The following is a 14457-nucleotide window of genomic DNA, read 5'->3' on the forward strand; positions in this document are numbered from 1 at the left end:
TCCTGCGCGCGCAGGAACGGCCGGAGCCGCTGGAGCAGGTCCTCGAAGGCTTCCACGAGTTCGCCGACGAGAACGAGCACTTCGAGTTCTACTGGTTCCCCTACGGCAAGAACGCCCTGGTCAAGCGCAACAACCGGACCGACACGGCGCGACCGCTGAGCAAGGTCCGCGAGTTCGTCGACTACCGGATCATGGAAAACGTCGCCTTCGGCGGGCTCTGCCGGACCGGGCGTCTGATGCCGAGGCTCGTGCCGTCGCTCGGAAGCTTCGCCTCCAACGTCCTGAGCGCCCGCGAGTACAGCGACCTCTCGCACCGCGTCTTCGTCACCGCGCGCAATGTCCGCTTCACCGAAACGGAATACGCTGTTCCACGTGAATCAGTGCTGGACGTGCTCGCCGAACTACGGGCGGTAGTACCGACGCTGAAACACCCGGTGATGTTCCCGGTCGAGGTGCGGGTCGCCGCCGCCGACGACATCTGGCTGTCGACGGCTCAGGGCCGCGACTCCGCCTACATCGCCATCCACCAGTTCACCGGCATGCCCTACCGCGAGTACTTCAGCGCGTTCGAGAAGATCGCCGGCGCCGTCGGCGGCCGCCCGCACTGGGGCAAGATGCACGACCTCGACGCCGGCGTCCTCCGTACGCGCTACCCGCACTTCGACGACTTCCTGCGCGTGCGCAAGGAAACCGACCCCACCGGCGTCTTCCGCAACACCCACCTGGACCGGGTGCTCGGACCGGCTTAGAAGAGCGCCGAGACCGATTCGCCGTTGTGGATGCGGCGGATCGCCTCGGCCATCGCCGGGGCGATCGACAGGATCTTCAGTTTTTCGGTGCGATCTTCCTCCGGCACCGGGACCGTGTTGGTGCAGACGATCTCCAGCACCTCCGGCCGGCTGCCGATGCGCTCGATGGCCTTCGCCGCGAACAGGCCGTGCGTGCAGGCGACGCGGATCGAGCGCGGCTGCAGCTCGGCCAGCCTGTCCAGCAGTTCGAGCACCGTGCTGCCCTTGGCGATCTCGTCGTCGAGCACGATCACGTCCCGGCCGGTGATCTCGCCGATCACCGAGGTGATCTGGACGCGGTCGTCGGGGAAGCGTTCCTTCGCGCCGGCCGCGACCTGGACGCCGAGGAGCCGCGCGAAGTGCGACGCCTCCTTCGCGTTGCCCAGGTCGGGTGAGACGACGGTCGCGCGCGAAAGGTCGTACTGCCGGAAGTGCTTGGCCAGCTCCTGGAGCGCGTGCAGGTGATCCACCGGGACGCTGAAGAAGCCGTGGACCTGCGGCGAGTGCAAGGTCATCGCGAGCACGCGGCTCGCGCCGGCCGTCACCAGCAGGTCGGCGACCAGCCGGCCGCCGATGGAGATGCGCGGCGCGTCCTTCTTGTCCGAGCGCGCGTACGAGTAGTGCGGCATGACCGCGGTGATGCGGGACGCCGAGGCGCCGCGGGCCGCGTCGAGCATCAGCAGCAGCTCGACGAGGTGTTCCTGGACCGGCTTGACCAGCGGCTGGATGATGAAGACGTCCCGTTCGCGGCAGTTCGCCTGCAGTTGCACCTCGAGGCAGTCGTTGGCGAACCGCTGGATCTCGACCGGCCGCAGCGGCACGCCGAGGTGCTCGCAGATCTCTTCGGCCAGCTCGGGGTGCGCGCTGCCGCTGAAGACGGCGATCTCTCTCGATGCCTGCGTGATCACAGCGCGGAGATCGCTTCGCCGATCGCGGCCTCACCCGAGATCAGCGTCAAGGTGCGGTGCACCGAAGCAGGCGCCTCGAGCAGGGCGGCGAGCACCGCGGCGACGTCGTCACGCGGGATCGGGCCGCGGCCGGTGTTCTCGGCCAGCAGGACCAGGCCGGTGCCGGGGTCGTCGGTGAGCTGGCCGGGCCGGAGGATCGTCCAATCGAGGTCGCGGGCCTTGAGGTCGTCCTCCGCCGCGCGCTTGGCGCGCAGGTAGTGGCGGAATTCCTCGGTGACGTCGGGGTTCTCCGGGTTGTCGGCACCGATCGACCCGACCTGGACGTGCCGGCGGACGCCGGCTCGCTCGGCTGCTTCGGCGAACAGTGCCGCGGCGCCGCGGTCCACAGTGTCCTTCCGGGCGGTGCCGCTGCCCGGGCCCGCACCGGCGGAGAAGACCGCGGCGTCGGCACCCTTCAGCACTTCGGCGACGGCGTCCACATCGGAGTTCTCCAGGTCGAGCACGACGGCCTGGGCGCCGGCGGCTTCGAGGTCCGCCGCGTGGGCGGGATTCCGGATGATCCCGACCGCCTCGTCCCCGCGCGCGGCGAGCAGCCGCTCCAGCCGCAGCGCGATCTGACCGTGTCCACCAGCAATGACGACTCGCATGGAGCCGACCTTAGTGCGAAGCGGGCGCCTCTGCGGTCCGGAGCAGGTGGTCGTACACCAGCTCGTTGACCAGGCGGGAGACCGGGTCCTCGGCCAGCACGACGCGCTCGGTGCGGCCCTCGAGGTCGAGGTCGACGACCGCGTTCGGGTCGGCGGTCACGACGGCGAGGCCGTACGCGCGGGCGCGCGGCAGGCAGTTGCCGACGTAGTCCTCGGTCAGTACCGCCGGGGAGGGGAGGACCATCGCGGCCTCGCCGTAGCGGGCGAACGGAACCGCGGAGGCCATCGCGGTGCGCCAGTGGCGCGCGACGGCCAGGACGCCGACGATCTCGGCGGCCGGGGCGGGGGCGGTTCCGGCCAGCTCCGGCCAGGTCCAGGTGTCGACGGTGGCGCGGTCGGCCACCGGGCCGGCACCCATCGCGATGCGTTCGGCGTGCACGTCGGTGCGGAGCTTGGCGACCACGCAGACCTTGCGGCCGAGGATCGTGGTCTCGGGGAGGACGATGCCGTTCCAGCCCAGCTGGGCGGCGGCAGCGCGGGCGAGCTCGTCGACGCTCGCGGGGAGCTCGATCGGCGGCACCACGCGGCTCGGCATCGACCGGCTGCGCTTCGCGCCACCGGCGACCGTCGAGCGCTCGGTGTTCTGAGGTGTAGCCGCCACGAGTCCGCCTCCTTCTAACCTGCACCGCTTCGTGACCGGGGGAAACCGGCACCTCACTTGTCTAACAGCGCGGCGGCGCGGCGTCGCCGGGTAGTGCGAGTGGCTGCGATCGGCGGCGCCCAGCGGTCGATGACCGGTCGGTAGGCGGTCATCGGACTTCGGTCGAACGGTGCGGCCAACCGAGTGATCGCGGGGTGAGTGGCATTACGGTCCGGCTACGGGCGATTACCCGGGGCGGATTCGGTCAAACCCGGTCCGGCTAGCCCATCCGGCGCAACCACGGCAAAATCCACAGTGGACGCGGGTCCCTGAGCTGCGGATGTCCGCCGTCACCCACATGGCGGTGACTTGCACCGCAGCGGTCCCGCGCGCGCGGGACTAAAGTTACCGACCAGTCACTTAGCCGCCGCCGTGGAGGACCGATGCGCTCCCCGAAGGACTTCTTCGCCCCGCTCGCCCTGGGCGCGCCCGCGCCCGTGCGGGAGATCCCGGTGACGCCGTCCCGGATGATCCACTTCTTCGACCCCGGCAACGAGAAGATGGCGGCGAAGGTGCCGGACATCGCGAAGAAGGTCGACGTCCTGCTCGGGAACCTCGAGGACGCCGTCCGCGCCGACCGCAAGGAGGCCGCGCGCGCCGGGCTGGTCGCGATCGCCAAGGCGAACGACTTCGGGAAGACGCAGCTGTGGACGCGCGTCAACAGCCTGGACTCGCCGTGGGTGCTCGACGACCTGGTCACGCTGGTCACCGAGATCGGCGACAAGCTCGACGTGATCATGGTGCCGAAGGTCGAGGGCGCGCAGGACATCCACTACGTCGACCGGCTGCTGGCCCAGCTGGAAGCGCGGGCGGGCCTCACGAAGCCGCTGCTGGTGCACGCCATCCTGGAGACGGCGAGCGGGGTGGCCAATGTGGAGGAGATCGCCGGCGCGAGCCCGCGCATGCAGGGCATTTCGCTCGGCCCGGCCGACCTGGCCGCGAGCCGCCGGATGAAGACGACCCGCGTCGGCGGCGGGCACCCCGGCTACCTGGTGCGCACCGACCCCACCGGCGACGACCTCACCGAAGGCCGGACGACCTACCAGCAGGATCTCTGGCACTACACGGTGGCGCGGATGGTGGACGCGTGCGCGATGCACGGGATCCTGCCGTACTACGGGCCGTTCGGGGACATCCGCGACGTCGTCGCGTGCGAGGACCAGTTCCGCAACGCGTTCCTGCTCGGCTGCGTCGGCGCGTGGAGCCTGCACCCGGTGCAGATCGACATCGCGAAGAAGGTGTTCTCGCCTTCGCCGTCCGATGTGGCCTGGGCGCGCCGGGTGATCGCCGAGATGGGCGACGGCACGGGCGCGGTGATGATCGACGGGAAGATGCAGGACGACGCGTCGGTGAAGCAGTGCCGCGTGGTCGCCGAACTGGCCGACGCGCTCGCGGCGGACGACCCCGAACTCGCCGCGGCCTACGACGCGGCCACCAAGGAGGCCCTCGGATGACCGAAGTGAAGCCGAGGCGTTCCGTCCTCTACATGCCCGGCGCGAACGAGCGGGCGCTGGAGAAGGCCAAGACGATCCCCGCGGACGCGCTGATCCTCGACCTCGAGGACGCCGTCTCCCCCGACGCCAAGGAAGCCGCGCGGGAACGCGTGTGCGCGGCGGTGGGCAACTACGGCGAGCGCGAAGTGACGATCCGGGTCAACGGCCTGGACACCGAGTGGCACGACGCCGACCTGCGCGCGGCCGCCTCCGCCGGCCCGGCCGCGGTGGTCGTCCCGAAGGTGAACTCCGCCGCCGAGGTGCACAACATCGAGCGCGCGCTGGAGCTCGGCGGGGCGCCGGACCACACGAAGATCTGGGCGATGGTCGAGACGCCGGTCGCGATGCTGCACGCCGAGGAGATCGCGGCGGCGTCCGAGCGGCTGACCGTGCTGGTGATGGGCACGAACGACCTCGCCAAGGAGCTGCACGCGGAGTTCGTCCCGGGCCGCGGGCCGCTGCTGGGCGGGCTCTCGCTGTGCCTGCTGGCCGCCCGGGCGACCGGCAAGGTGATCCTCGACGGCGTCTACAACGACGTGAAGGACCTGCCCGGGTTCGAGGCCGAGTGCGAGCAGGGCCGGCAGTACGGGTTCGACGGCAAGACGCTGATCCACCCGGCGCAGGTGGACCCGTGCAACCGGATCTTCGCACCGTCCGAAGAGGAGATCGACCGGTCGCGGCGGATCATCGAGGCCTTCGAGGACGCACAGAAGGAAGGCCGCGGGGTCGTCACCGTGGACGGCCGGATGATCGAGAACCTGCACGTCGACAACGCGCGGCGGGTGCTGGCGCTGGCCGAGGCCGTCAAGGGCTGAACCCCGGTGGCCGGGCGCAGGCCCGGCCACCGGTTCGGCTCACTTCGGCAGTGAGTCCGTCCACTCGGAATCAACCTGCGCGCCCGCCGGGCCGGCGAACCCGTAGATGGCGCCGTCCGCGCTCACGTACATCGACGTCCGGTTGATGCGGCCGGTCGCCGGGTCGACCACCAGGCGGTACTCGCCGGGCAGCAGGAAGCCGCGACCGCCGGGGACGGGGCCGAGGTCCTTGACGCCGGGGTACGCCGCGATCGAGCGGAAGGCCGTCGCCCGCACGGCCGGCGGCGCGGGCAAGGTCGACACCAGCGAAACCAGCGACAGCAACAGCTCCCGTTCCCGCTCCTCCGCGGTGAGCGGGCCCGCGCTCGTCCGGGCGCCGCTGTGCGCGATCGCGTTCACGAGCCAGTCCCGCAGCGCCGCCGCGTCGGTCGGCAGGGTCCGGAGCTGCTCGAAGGTCACGTCGGTGGCGGCCAGCCGCAACGGGAACACCCCCAGCGACTGGACCCGGCCACCGGTCTTCGCGCCGCGGAACCACATGTGGCCGTCGGCACTGAACCAGTACTCGTAGACCTCCGTTTCCGAGGTCTTGATGTGCCAGTACTTGCCGGTGCCGTCCGGGGCGTGCTCGGCCACCGTGGCCGCCGCCAGCAGGACCTGCGTGCCGGTGACGACCGGGGCCACGGCCTGTGGCTGCGGAGAGGACGCCGGGGTGCCGGGCAGGGTGGCCACCACGACGGCGGCCGCGGTCGCGGCGGCCACCAGTCCGGCCCCGAGCGCCAGTGGGCGCGCCACCCGGCGACGGGGGCGCGCGAGCATCCGGTTCTGCAGCCGGTGCCGGCTCCGGTCGACCACGTCCTGGGGCACTTCGCGGGGTGCCAGCGCGGCTCGCAGCGTCTGCAGGTCATTCATCGGAGGCCTCCTGGGCGAGGACGGGGGTGAGCTTCTTGCGGGCCCGCGTCAGCCGGGAGCCGACCGTGCCCGGGGAGATGCCGAGTGCCTCGGCGACTTCCGCGTAGCCGAGCTCGCCGAGGGCGACGAGCAGCAGGACGTCGCGTTCGCCGGCGGTCAACCGGGTCAGCGCCTTGCCCAGCTGCCCGGCCGCCATCGCCGAAACGACGCGGTTTTCGTGGCCTTCCGCGGCCACGGGGACGTCGAGCCGCGAGAGCGCGCGGTAGTGGCGGGCCTCCTTGCGGCGGTGCCGGGAGACCAGGTTCGTCGCGATGCCGAACAGCCAGGCACGCAGGTCGCCGCGGGTGGCGTCGAACGTCTTCCGGCGGTCGAAGGCGACGAGGAACGTCTCGGCGGCGACGTCCTCCGCGGCCTGGGTGCCGAGGCGGCCGGCGACGTACCGGTAGATGACCGCGAAATAGTGGTCGTGCACCTCGGTGAAGTGCTCGCTGTCGAGCACCGGAGCCGCCGTCATGGGGCTGCCTCTGTCATGGGGTTCCTTCCCGTCGGCGACAGCTTCACCCCTGCTTCGCCGAAGGTCCGGAACTTCTTCCCTACCCCACCGGCCAGGGCCGCTGCGGCGGGCGGAGCCGCTCGTACGCCGCCGCGACGCGGAGGACGCCGAGGTCGTCGAAGCGGCGGCCGGCGACCTGGAGGCCGATCGGCCGGCCGTCGTCGGTGTAGCCGCAGTTCAGCGACACCGCGGGCTGGCCGGACATGTTGTACGGCACGGTGAAGGGGATGTGCTCGAACGGCCGGGCCGGGTCGTTCGTCGGGGACGCCCACTCCGCCGGCGGCGCCGCGACCGGGCAGGTCGGGGACAGCACGACGTCGAACGCCGAGGTCGCGCGCAGGGCCGCCACGCTCATCACGTCGATCCGGGCGAAGCCGCGGTAGACGTCCACTCCGGACGCGTTCGCGCCGCCCGCCGCCCAGTCGGCGATGTACGGCAGGACCTTCGCGCGGCGCTCCGGCGGCAGGTCCGTCAGGTCCGACCAGGCCCGCGTGCGCCAGAAGACGTCGAGACCTTCGAGCATGGCGCGCGTGAGGAACGGCTCGACCGGCTCGACCACCGCGCCCGCCGCTTCGAAGGCCCGGGCCGCCGCGGTGACGGCGTCGCGGATCGCCGGGTCCACCGGGAGGCCGACGCCGGCGTCGAGCTGGAGGCCGACGCGCAGGCCGGCCACCGGAAGGTCGAGCGAGGCCCAGTCGAGCTCCGACGGCGGCAGGCACAGGTGGTCCCGCGCATCCGGGCGGGAGAGCACGCTCATCAGCAACGCCGTGTCGGCGACCGTGCGGGTCATCGGGCCGGCGACGCGGCCGAGGAACGGCGGGACGACCGGCACGCGGCCGAAGCTCGGCTTCAGCCCGGCCAGGCCGCACCAGCCCGCGGGCAGCCGGATCGAGCCGCCGATGTCCGTGCCGATGTGCAGCGGGCCGTACCCCGCGGCGGCCGCGGCGCCGGCCCCCGCGCTGGACCCGCCGGGGGTGGCCGAGAGCTGCCAGGGGTTGCGGGCCGTGGTGTGGAAGCTCGACCGCCCGGACGTCAGCATCCCGTAGTCCGGCATGGTCGTCTTGGCCAGCAGGACGCCGCCGGACTCGCGGACCCGGGCGGCCGCCGGGGCGTCCTCGGTGGCTGGTTTCAGGTCCGTCACCGCCGTGCCGAGCGGCACCGGCGTGCCGCGGGTCGCGATGTTCTCCTTGATGGTGAGCGGGACGCCGTCGATCGGGCCCAGCGGTTCACCGGCCGCCCAGCGAGCTTCGGACGCCTTCGCGTCTTCGCGAGCGCCTGACGGGTCGTACGCGTACAACGCGTGCAGCTCCGGCTCTCGCGCTTCGATGCGCGCGACAACGGCTTCGGTCACCTCGACCGGCGAGAGCGTCTTCGCGCGGTACTGCGCGACGAGTTCGACGGCGGTCAGGTCAGGCAGCTCGGTCATGAACGCTCCTCACGAGGCAGGCGGGTCGAAGCGGCCGTCGACGGCGGTCCAGCCGCCGTCCACCGCCAGCACAGAGCCGGTCACGAACGACGAAGCGTCCGAAGCGAGGTACACGACGGCTCCGGCGAGCTCGTCCGGACGCGCCCAGCGGCCCAACGCGCTCTTCGCCGCGTACGCGTCGTACCACTCGGGGTTCGCCTTGATCTGCGCGGTCAGCGGCGTCTCGACGACGCCGGGGGCGATCGCGTTGACCCGCACGCCGGCCGGGCCGAACTCCGCGGCGGCCGTGCGGAACAGCTGGACGAGCCCGGCTTTCGTCGCCGCGTACGGGCCCTGGCCGGGCTCGACGGTCGTGCCGCGGATCGACGAGAAGCCGATGATGCTGCCGCGCCCGCGCGCGACCATGTCGGCGCCGAACACGCGGACGACCTCGAACGTCACGCCGAGGTTCAGCGCGAGGACGCGGTCGAACTCCTCCCGCGTGTAGTCGAGCAAGCGTTTGCGGACGTTCGTCGCGGCGGTCAGCACCACGACGTCCTGCGGCCCGAGGTCGGACGCGGCCTTGTCCAGGGCACCCGGTTCGAGCAGGTCGAGTTCGTACGGCTCCCCCACGCCCGCCTCGCGCGCGGCTTCGAGGTCGCGGTCGGCGCAGACCACGGAAGCACCGTGTGCGGCCAACGCCCGGGCGGCTTCGCGGCCGATGCCGCCCGCGCCGAGCACGACGGCCCGCCGCCCGTCGAGCCGGAACAACGTCGAGTAGTTCACGGGCGCAGCACCGCCATCCTCGTCACGGTCAGCTCTTCGACGGCGAAGCGCGGCCCCTCGCGGCCGATGCCGGAGTCCTTCACCCCGCCGTAGGGCATGGTGTCCGACCGGAAGCCGGGCACCTCGTTCACCACGACCCCGCCCACTTCGAGCTCGTCCAGCGCGCGGAACGCCGTCTTCAGGGACTTGCTGTAGACGCTGGCGTGGAGCCCGTAGCGGGACGCGTTCACCGCGGCGAACGCTTCGTCCACATCGGACACCGTGCGCACGCAGACGACCGGGCCGAAGATCTCCTCGTCCCAGGCTTCGACGCCGTCCGGAACGTCGAGGAGGACGGTCGGGCGCAACACCGTGCCGTCGACACCCCCGCCGACCCGGCGGCCGCCGGCCTTCTCGATCCACGCGGCGACGCGTTCGGTGGAGGCCGGGTCGATCAGCGCGGACACGCGCGTCTTCTCGTCCCGCGGATCGCCGACGACGACCTCGTCGAGGCGTGCCAGCAAGCGATCGGTGAACTCCTCGGAGACCTGCGAGACGACCAGGACCCGCTGCACCGAGATGCAGGCCTGGCCGGACGCGTAGAACCCGCCGCGCAGCACGGCGTCCACGGCGGCGTCGAGGTCGGCGTCCTCGGCCACCACCAGCGCCGCGTTCGAGCCCAGCTCCAGGAGGGTTTTCGTGGGCGCCGCGGCACGCGCGATGCGGTGACCGACGGCGGCCGAGCCGGTGAACGAGACCGCGCCGATGCGGCGGTCGGTGGTCAGCGCGGCGCCCACGGCCGCGTCCCCGGTGACCAGCTGGACCATGGCGGGCACGGGCGCGAGCGAGCGCACGAGGTGGACCAGCCACAGCGTCGCCAGCGGCGTCTGCGGCGCGGGCTTGACGATCACCGGGCAGCCCGCGGCGATCGACGGCGCGATCTTGTGCGACGCCAGCAGCAGCGGGTAGTTGAAGCCCGCGATGCCGACGACGACACCGATCGGCTTGCGCTTCCAGAACCCGACCAGCCCGTCACCCGAGGGCAGCAGGTCGAGCGGCACGGTCTCGCCGTGCAGCCGGGACACCTCTTCGGCGGCGGCTTCCCAGGTGACGATCGTGCGCGCGACCTCGACGCGGCAGTCGACCAGGGGCTTGCCCGTCTCCAGCACGAGCAGGTTCTCGAACTCCTCGCGACGAGAGCGCACCGCGGCGGCGACATCGTTCAACAAGGCACGCCGAACCCGCGAAGGCAGCGAAGCCACTTCGCGCGCGACGGCGACAGCCTCGTCGACGGCCCGGCGCGCAAGCGACGGCGTCCCGGCCGGCGCGGTGCCGATCACGCTCCCGTCGTACGGGAAAACGATTTCTTCGACATTCGCAGTGGACACCCAGCCGTCGCCGATCGGCAGGCCTTCGGGGTAGTCAGCCATCGTCACCTCCGCGCAGCCGGGCCAGCTCCGCGCGCAGGTTCGGCGCGGCCGCCAGCAATTCCCGCGTGTACTCGTGCTCCGGCGCGTCGTAGACCTGCGCCACGTCGCCGAGCTCGACGATCTCGCCGCGGCGCATCACCGCGACCCGGTCGCAGACGTGCCGGACGACGCCGAGGTCGTGCGACACGAAGATCAGCGTCAGCGCGAACTGGTCCACGAGCGAGCCGAGCAGGTCGAGGATCTGGCCGCGCACGGAGACGTCGAGGGCGCTGACCGGCTCGTCGGCGATCAGCACGCTCGGGTTCGGCGCCAGCGCGCGGGCGATCGAGATCCGCTGCCGCTGGCCGCCGGAGAACTGGTGCGGGTACCGCCCCGCCGCGTCCGCGGGCAGGCCGACGGCGGCGAGCAGCTCGGCGACGCGGTCCGGTTCCCGGCGGCCGATCGGTTCGGAAACGATGTCCAGCACGCGCATCCGCGGGTCGAGCGAGCCCATCGGGTCCTGGAAGACGATCTGCAGTTCCGAGCGCAGGAAGCCGAGGCGGCGTTCCGGCAGGTGGTCGATGCGCCTGCCCTGGAACGAGACCGTGCCGGCGGTCGGCTTGTCGAGCGCCGCCAGCAGCCGGACCAGCGTCGACTTGCCGGAACCGGACTCGCCGACGATGCCGAACCGCTGCCCGGCTTCGACGTCGAAGCTGACGCCGCCCAGCGCGTGGACGTCCCGGCGGGCGTACCGGCGTTCGAGGTCGCGGACTTCGATGATCATCGCCGGGCCTCCAGGTCCGAGGCGGCCAGCAGCTTCCGCGTGTAGGCGTGCGAAGGCGACGTCAGGACTTCCCGCGTCGAACCCGCTTCGACGATCTCGCCGTCCAGCATCACCAGCACGCGCTCGCACACCGAAGCCACGACGGCGAGGTCGTGCGTGATGAACAGCAACGCGCTTTCGGCGGGCAACGACGTCTTGATGAGCGAAAGGATCTGGGCCTGCACGGTGACGTCGAGGGCGGTCGTCGGCTCGTCGCAGATCAGCAGCGACGGCTCGTTGGCCAGCGCCATCGCGAGCACCACCCGCTGCCGCTGCCCGCCGGAGAGCTGGTGCGGGTACGCGCGGGCGGTGCCCGGCAGGCCGACCGCGTCGAGGAGTTCTTCCGCGCGGTGCCGGCGTCCGTGGACGCGGCCGGGCTCGGTGACCTGGCGGCCGACGCGCATGGCCGGGTTCAACGCCGTCATCGGTTCCTGGAACACCATGGCCAGCTCGTCGCCGCGCAGCCGGGACAAGTCCTTTTCGGACATTGCCAGCAGCTCGCGCCCGTGCAGGGCGACCGAACCCGACGCGCGCAGGTCCTCGGGCAGCAGGCCCATGATCGACAGCGCCGTCAGCGACTTCCCGGACCCGGACTCCCCGATCAGGCCGACGCGCTCACCGGCACCGATTTCGAAGGAGACGTTCCGGACCAGGTCGTCGACCCGGAGTCCGGTCACCGAGAGCGTCATACGCGCGCCGCCAATCGGGGGTCCAGGCGGTCGCGCAGGCCGTCGCCGAGGAGGTTGAAGCCGAGGACGGCGACGGCGATCGCGATGCCCGGCACCAGCGCCAGCCGCGGCTGCACGGTCAGCAGTTCCTGGGATTCCTGCAGCATCCGGCCCCACGACGGCGTCGGCGGCCGGGTGCCGAAGCCGAGGAACGACAAGGCCGCCTCGGCGAGCACGGCGATCGCGAACGACACCGACGCCTGCACGATCAGCAGGCCGGAGATGTTCGGCAGCACGTGCCGCAGCGCGATGTTCGGCCGCGACCGCCCGCCCGCCCGGGCGGCGAGCACGAACTCGGTGCTCATCACCTGCAGCGTCCCGGAGCGGGCGATCCGCGCGAACGACGGGATCGTCGCGATGCCGATCGCGACCATCGCGGTCAGCGTGTCCGCCCCGAAGACCGCGCCGAACATGATCGCCAGCAGCAGCGCGGGGAACGCGAGCACGAGGTCGTTGACGCGCATGACGAACTCGCCCAGCCACCGCGGCGACATGCCGGCGAGGATGCCCAGCGGCGTCCCGATCACCGCCGCGATGCCGACGGCGACGACTCCGACGTACAGCGTCGTCCGGGCGCCGACCATGAGCTGGCTCAGCAGGTCGCGGCCGAACTTGTCGGTGCCGAACCAGTGGGAGCCGGTGAAGCCGAGCAGCCGGTGGGTCGCGTCGACCTTCACCGGGTCGAACGGCGTCCACACGAAGGACAGCACCGCGGCCAGCACGACCAGGCCGACGAGCACCCCGCCCAGGACCAGATTGCGCATCACGAACCTCGCAATCGCGGGTCGAGCACGGTGTAGAGGAGGTCGACGACGAAGTTGACCAGCAGCACGCCGACCACCAGGACGAGCACGATCCCCTGCACGGTCAGCAGGTCGCGGGACCCGACGGCGTCCAGCAGCATCGAGCCCAGTCCCGGCAGCACGAACACGCGCTCGACGACGACCGCGCCGATCAGCAGCGTCGCCAGCTGGAGACCGAGCACGGTGACCACGGGTACCGACGCATTGCGCAAGCCGTGGCGCACCAACGCCTGCCCGGGCCGCAGCCCCTTGGACCGCGCGGTGCGCAGGTAGTCCTGGCCGAGCGTGTCGAGCACGGCGGACCGCACGTAGCGGGTGAGCACCGCGCCCTGCACCAGGCCCAGCGACAACGCCGGGAGAACCAGCCCGCGGAAGAACTCGCCGAAGTCCTGGTTCGGCGGTGTCCACCCGCCCGAGGGCAGCCAGCGCAGCTGCACCGCGAAGATCTGCACGAGGATGATCCCGGCCAGGAACGCGGGGATCGCGACGCCGATCTGCGACAGCCCGGAAACACCCGCGCCGGACGCCTTCCGGTGCTTCACCGCGGCGAACGTCCCGGCCGGCACCGCGATCACCAGTGCCACCAGCATGCCCGCGCCGACCAGCCAGAGCGTCACGCCGAGGCGGTCGAGCAGCTGCGGGCCGATCGCGTCCCGCGTGACGTACGAGCGGCCGAAGTCGCCGTGCAGCACGCCGCCGATCCAGTCGAAGTACTGCGTGAGGAGCGGCCGGTCGATGCCGAACTCCGCGCGCGTCTTGGCCAGCAGCTCCGGCGTCGCGTTGACGCCGAGCGCGACCTGCGCCGGATCGCCCGGCAGCACCGCCATGAACAGGAACACCACGATCGACGCGGCCAGCACGCTGACCACGAAGATCGCCACCCGGCGCAGCACCCTGGCCGTCATCGCGGCGCCAGCCCGGTGAGGTCGAAGGACTCGCTGACCTGGTTCTGGACGAATCCGCCCACCTTGGCCTTCGCGACGATGACGTTGGGGAACAGGAACAGCCAGTCCGCGGCCGCGTCCGCGTTCAGTTGCCGCGCCACCTGCTTCATGTCCGCGACCTGCTGCTCCGGCGTCCCGCTGTCGGCCTCGGCGAGCAGCTGCTGGACACGCTTGCTGTCGTAGCCCCAGTAGTACTTCGGCTTTCCGAACGTCGTGATGTCCCGGGCTTCGACGTGCTGGATGATCGACAGGTCGTAGTCGTGGTCGGTGAACACCTGCTTGAGCCACACCGCCGGGAAGTCGAGGGGCTCGATCGTGGTCCGGACGCCGACGTCGGCGAGCTGCGACTGGACGACCTGCGCGGCCGACACCGCGTACGGCAGGTTCGGGATCCGCAGCCGCAGGTTCAAGTTCGTCGCGCCGGCTTCGGACAGCAGCGCCTCGGCCCGCGCGGGATCGAACCGGTGGACGTTCGAAAGGTTCTCGTACCAGGGGTCGGTCGGCGGGACCATGCTCCCGATCAACGTGCCGCGGCCCGCCCACGCCGTGTCCAGCAACGCCTTCCGGTCGATCGCGTACGTCAGGGCCTGGCGCACCCGGACGTCGTCGAGCGGCGCCCGCGCGTTGTTCATGGCGAGGGTGACTTCGGAGTTCGTCGTGCCCTGGACGACCCGGAACCGGTCGTCGGCCTGGAACTGCGGGATCGAGTCGGGCGCGGTGATCGCGGAGATGACGTCGATGCCGTTGCTGAACAACGCGTTGTTCAG

At 71.6% G+C, this 14457-nt stretch carries 16 protein-coding genes; 3 read left to right on the forward strand and 13 right to left on the reverse strand.

The features are described from left to right. Positions 1-749: D-arabinono-1,4-lactone oxidase (locus tag CCN39_RS13160; protein ID WP_279629575.1), on the forward strand; the 749-nt coding region annotated here is incomplete at its 5' end. On the opposite strand, the gene CCN39_RS13165 is transcribed toward CCN39_RS13160, so the two are convergent. Genes CCN39_RS13165 through CCN39_RS13175 form a run of 3 tightly spaced genes read right to left on the reverse strand, consistent with a single transcriptional unit; the run spans position 746 to position 3004 of the window. Further along, on the reverse strand, positions 746-1696 hold the full coding sequence (locus tag CCN39_RS13165; RefSeq protein ID WP_086841762.1) for a ribose-phosphate diphosphokinase: 951 nt from the start codon (positions 1694-1696) through the stop codon (positions 746-748). The two genes, CCN39_RS13160 and CCN39_RS13165, sit on opposite strands and share 4 nt — an antisense overlap. Further along, the gene (locus tag CCN39_RS13170; protein WP_086841764.1) at positions 1693-2343 is read right to left on the reverse strand and encodes an SDR family oxidoreductase; all 651 of its coding nucleotides are present in this window, start codon (positions 2341-2343) and stop codon (positions 1693-1695) included. Before CCN39_RS13170 ends, CCN39_RS13165 begins: the two co-directional genes overlap by 4 nt. A 10-nt stretch (positions 2344-2353) precedes the next feature. Then, positions 2354-3004 carry a hypothetical protein gene (locus tag CCN39_RS13175; RefSeq protein ID WP_086841766.1) on the reverse strand — a complete coding sequence of 217 codons (651 nt, stop codon included), beginning with the start codon at positions 3002-3004 and terminating at the stop codon, positions 2354-2356. A 422-nt stretch (positions 3005-3426) separates the two neighbouring features. Between CCN39_RS13175 and CCN39_RS13180 the strand changes: the two genes are divergently transcribed. Together CCN39_RS13180 and CCN39_RS13185 are read left to right on the forward strand one after the other, a co-directional pair. Further along, positions 3427-4497, forward strand: a complete 1071-nt coding sequence (locus CCN39_RS13180) for an HpcH/HpaI aldolase/citrate lyase family protein (protein WP_086841768.1) — start codon at positions 3427-3429, stop codon at positions 4495-4497. After that, complete coding sequence (locus CCN39_RS13185; RefSeq protein WP_086841770.1) at positions 4494-5351, forward strand: HpcH/HpaI aldolase/citrate lyase family protein; 858 nt, start codon at positions 4494-4496, stop codon at positions 5349-5351. Before CCN39_RS13180 ends, CCN39_RS13185 begins: the two co-directional genes overlap by 4 nt. Before the next feature lie 39 nt (positions 5352-5390). Here the strand turns inward: CCN39_RS13185 and CCN39_RS13190 are convergent, their stop codons facing one another. The 10 genes from CCN39_RS13190 to CCN39_RS13235 all read right to left on the reverse strand — a co-directional run. Beyond that, a complete protein-coding gene (locus CCN39_RS13190) occupies positions 5391-6260 on the reverse strand; it encodes a CU044_5270 family protein (protein WP_086841772.1) in 870 nt (289 codons plus the stop codon). Then, positions 6253-6774 (reverse strand): RNA polymerase sigma factor, encoded by a 522-nt coding sequence (locus CCN39_RS13195; RefSeq protein ID WP_086841774.1) that lies wholly within the window; start codon positions 6772-6774, stop codon positions 6253-6255. The genes CCN39_RS13190 and CCN39_RS13195 overlap by 8 nt, the downstream gene beginning before the upstream one ends. A gap of 79 nt (positions 6775-6853) precedes the next feature. Further along, positions 6854-8239 (reverse strand): amidase, encoded by a 1386-nt coding sequence (locus CCN39_RS13200; protein WP_086841776.1) that lies wholly within the window; start codon positions 8237-8239, stop codon positions 6854-6856. Positions 8240-8248: 9 nt separating this feature from the next. Then, positions 8249-9004: an SDR family NAD(P)-dependent oxidoreductase gene (locus CCN39_RS13205; RefSeq protein WP_086841778.1), complete on the reverse strand. Its 756-nt coding sequence runs from the start codon at positions 9002-9004 to the stop codon at positions 8249-8251. Next, on the reverse strand, positions 9001-10413 hold the full coding sequence (locus CCN39_RS13210) for an aldehyde dehydrogenase family protein (RefSeq protein ID WP_086841780.1): 1413 nt from the start codon (positions 10411-10413) through the stop codon (positions 9001-9003). Before CCN39_RS13210 ends, CCN39_RS13205 begins: the two co-directional genes overlap by 4 nt. Continuing rightward, positions 10406-11176 (reverse strand): ABC transporter ATP-binding protein, encoded by a 771-nt coding sequence (locus CCN39_RS13215; protein WP_086841782.1) that lies wholly within the window; start codon positions 11174-11176, stop codon positions 10406-10408. The genes CCN39_RS13210 and CCN39_RS13215 overlap by 8 nt, the downstream gene beginning before the upstream one ends. Further along, positions 11173-11904: an ATP-binding cassette domain-containing protein gene (locus CCN39_RS13220; RefSeq protein ID WP_086841784.1), complete on the reverse strand. Its 732-nt coding sequence runs from the start codon at positions 11902-11904 to the stop codon at positions 11173-11175. Before CCN39_RS13220 ends, CCN39_RS13215 begins: the two co-directional genes overlap by 4 nt. Then, positions 11901-12707: an ABC transporter permease gene (locus tag CCN39_RS13225; protein WP_167455068.1), complete on the reverse strand. Its 807-nt coding sequence runs from the start codon at positions 12705-12707 to the stop codon at positions 11901-11903. Before CCN39_RS13225 ends, CCN39_RS13220 begins: the two co-directional genes overlap by 4 nt. Next, a complete protein-coding gene (locus CCN39_RS13230; RefSeq protein ID WP_086841788.1) occupies positions 12707-13651 on the reverse strand; it encodes an ABC transporter permease in 945 nt (314 codons plus the stop codon). The genes CCN39_RS13225 and CCN39_RS13230 overlap by 1 nt, the downstream gene beginning before the upstream one ends. After that, the coding region (locus tag CCN39_RS13235) for an ABC transporter substrate-binding protein (RefSeq protein ID WP_244210765.1) at positions 13648-14457 on the reverse strand (810 nt) is incomplete at its 5' end. The genes CCN39_RS13230 and CCN39_RS13235, both read right to left, overlap by 4 nt.

Source organism: Amycolatopsis kentuckyensis (assembly GCF_002155975.1).
GTDB lineage: Bacteria > Actinomycetota > Actinomycetes > Mycobacteriales > Pseudonocardiaceae > Amycolatopsis > Amycolatopsis kentuckyensis.

Bases quoted from the DNA above. Each gene is read 5' to 3' on its own strand.
- CCN39_RS13170 (WP_086841764.1), bottom strand. From the start codon at position 2,343: ATGCGAGTCGTCATTGCTGGTGGACACGGTCAGATCGCGCTGCGGCTG.
- CCN39_RS13180 (WP_086841768.1), top strand. From the start codon at position 3,427: ATGCGCTCCCCGAAGGACTTCTTCGCCCCGCTCGCCCTGGGCGCGCCC.
- CCN39_RS13185 (WP_086841770.1), top strand. From the start codon at position 4,494: ATGACCGAAGTGAAGCCGAGGCGTTCCGTCCTCTACATGCCCGGCGCG.
- CCN39_RS13190 (WP_086841772.1), bottom strand. From the start codon at position 6,260: ATGAATGACCTGCAGACGCTGCGAGCCGCGCTGGCACCCCGCGAAGTG.
- CCN39_RS13195 (WP_086841774.1), bottom strand. From the start codon at position 6,774: ATGACGGCGGCTCCGGTGCTCGACAGCGAGCACTTCACCGAGGTGCAC.
- CCN39_RS13200 (WP_086841776.1), bottom strand. From the start codon at position 8,239: ATGACCGAGCTGCCTGACCTGACCGCCGTCGAACTCGTCGCGCAGTAC.
- CCN39_RS13210 (WP_086841780.1), bottom strand. From the start codon at position 10,413: ATGGCTGACTACCCCGAAGGCCTGCCGATCGGCGACGGCTGGGTGTCC.
- CCN39_RS13215 (WP_086841782.1), bottom strand. From the start codon at position 11,176: ATGATCATCGAAGTCCGCGACCTCGAACGCCGGTACGCCCGCCGGGAC.
- CCN39_RS13220 (WP_086841784.1), bottom strand. From the start codon at position 11,904: ATGACGCTCTCGGTGACCGGACTCCGGGTCGACGACCTGGTCCGGAAC.
- CCN39_RS13225 (WP_167455068.1), bottom strand. From the start codon at position 12,707: ATGCGCAATCTGGTCCTGGGCGGGGTGCTCGTCGGCCTGGTCGTGCTG.
- CCN39_RS13230 (WP_086841788.1), bottom strand. From the start codon at position 13,651: ATGACGGCCAGGGTGCTGCGCCGGGTGGCGATCTTCGTGGTCAGCGTG.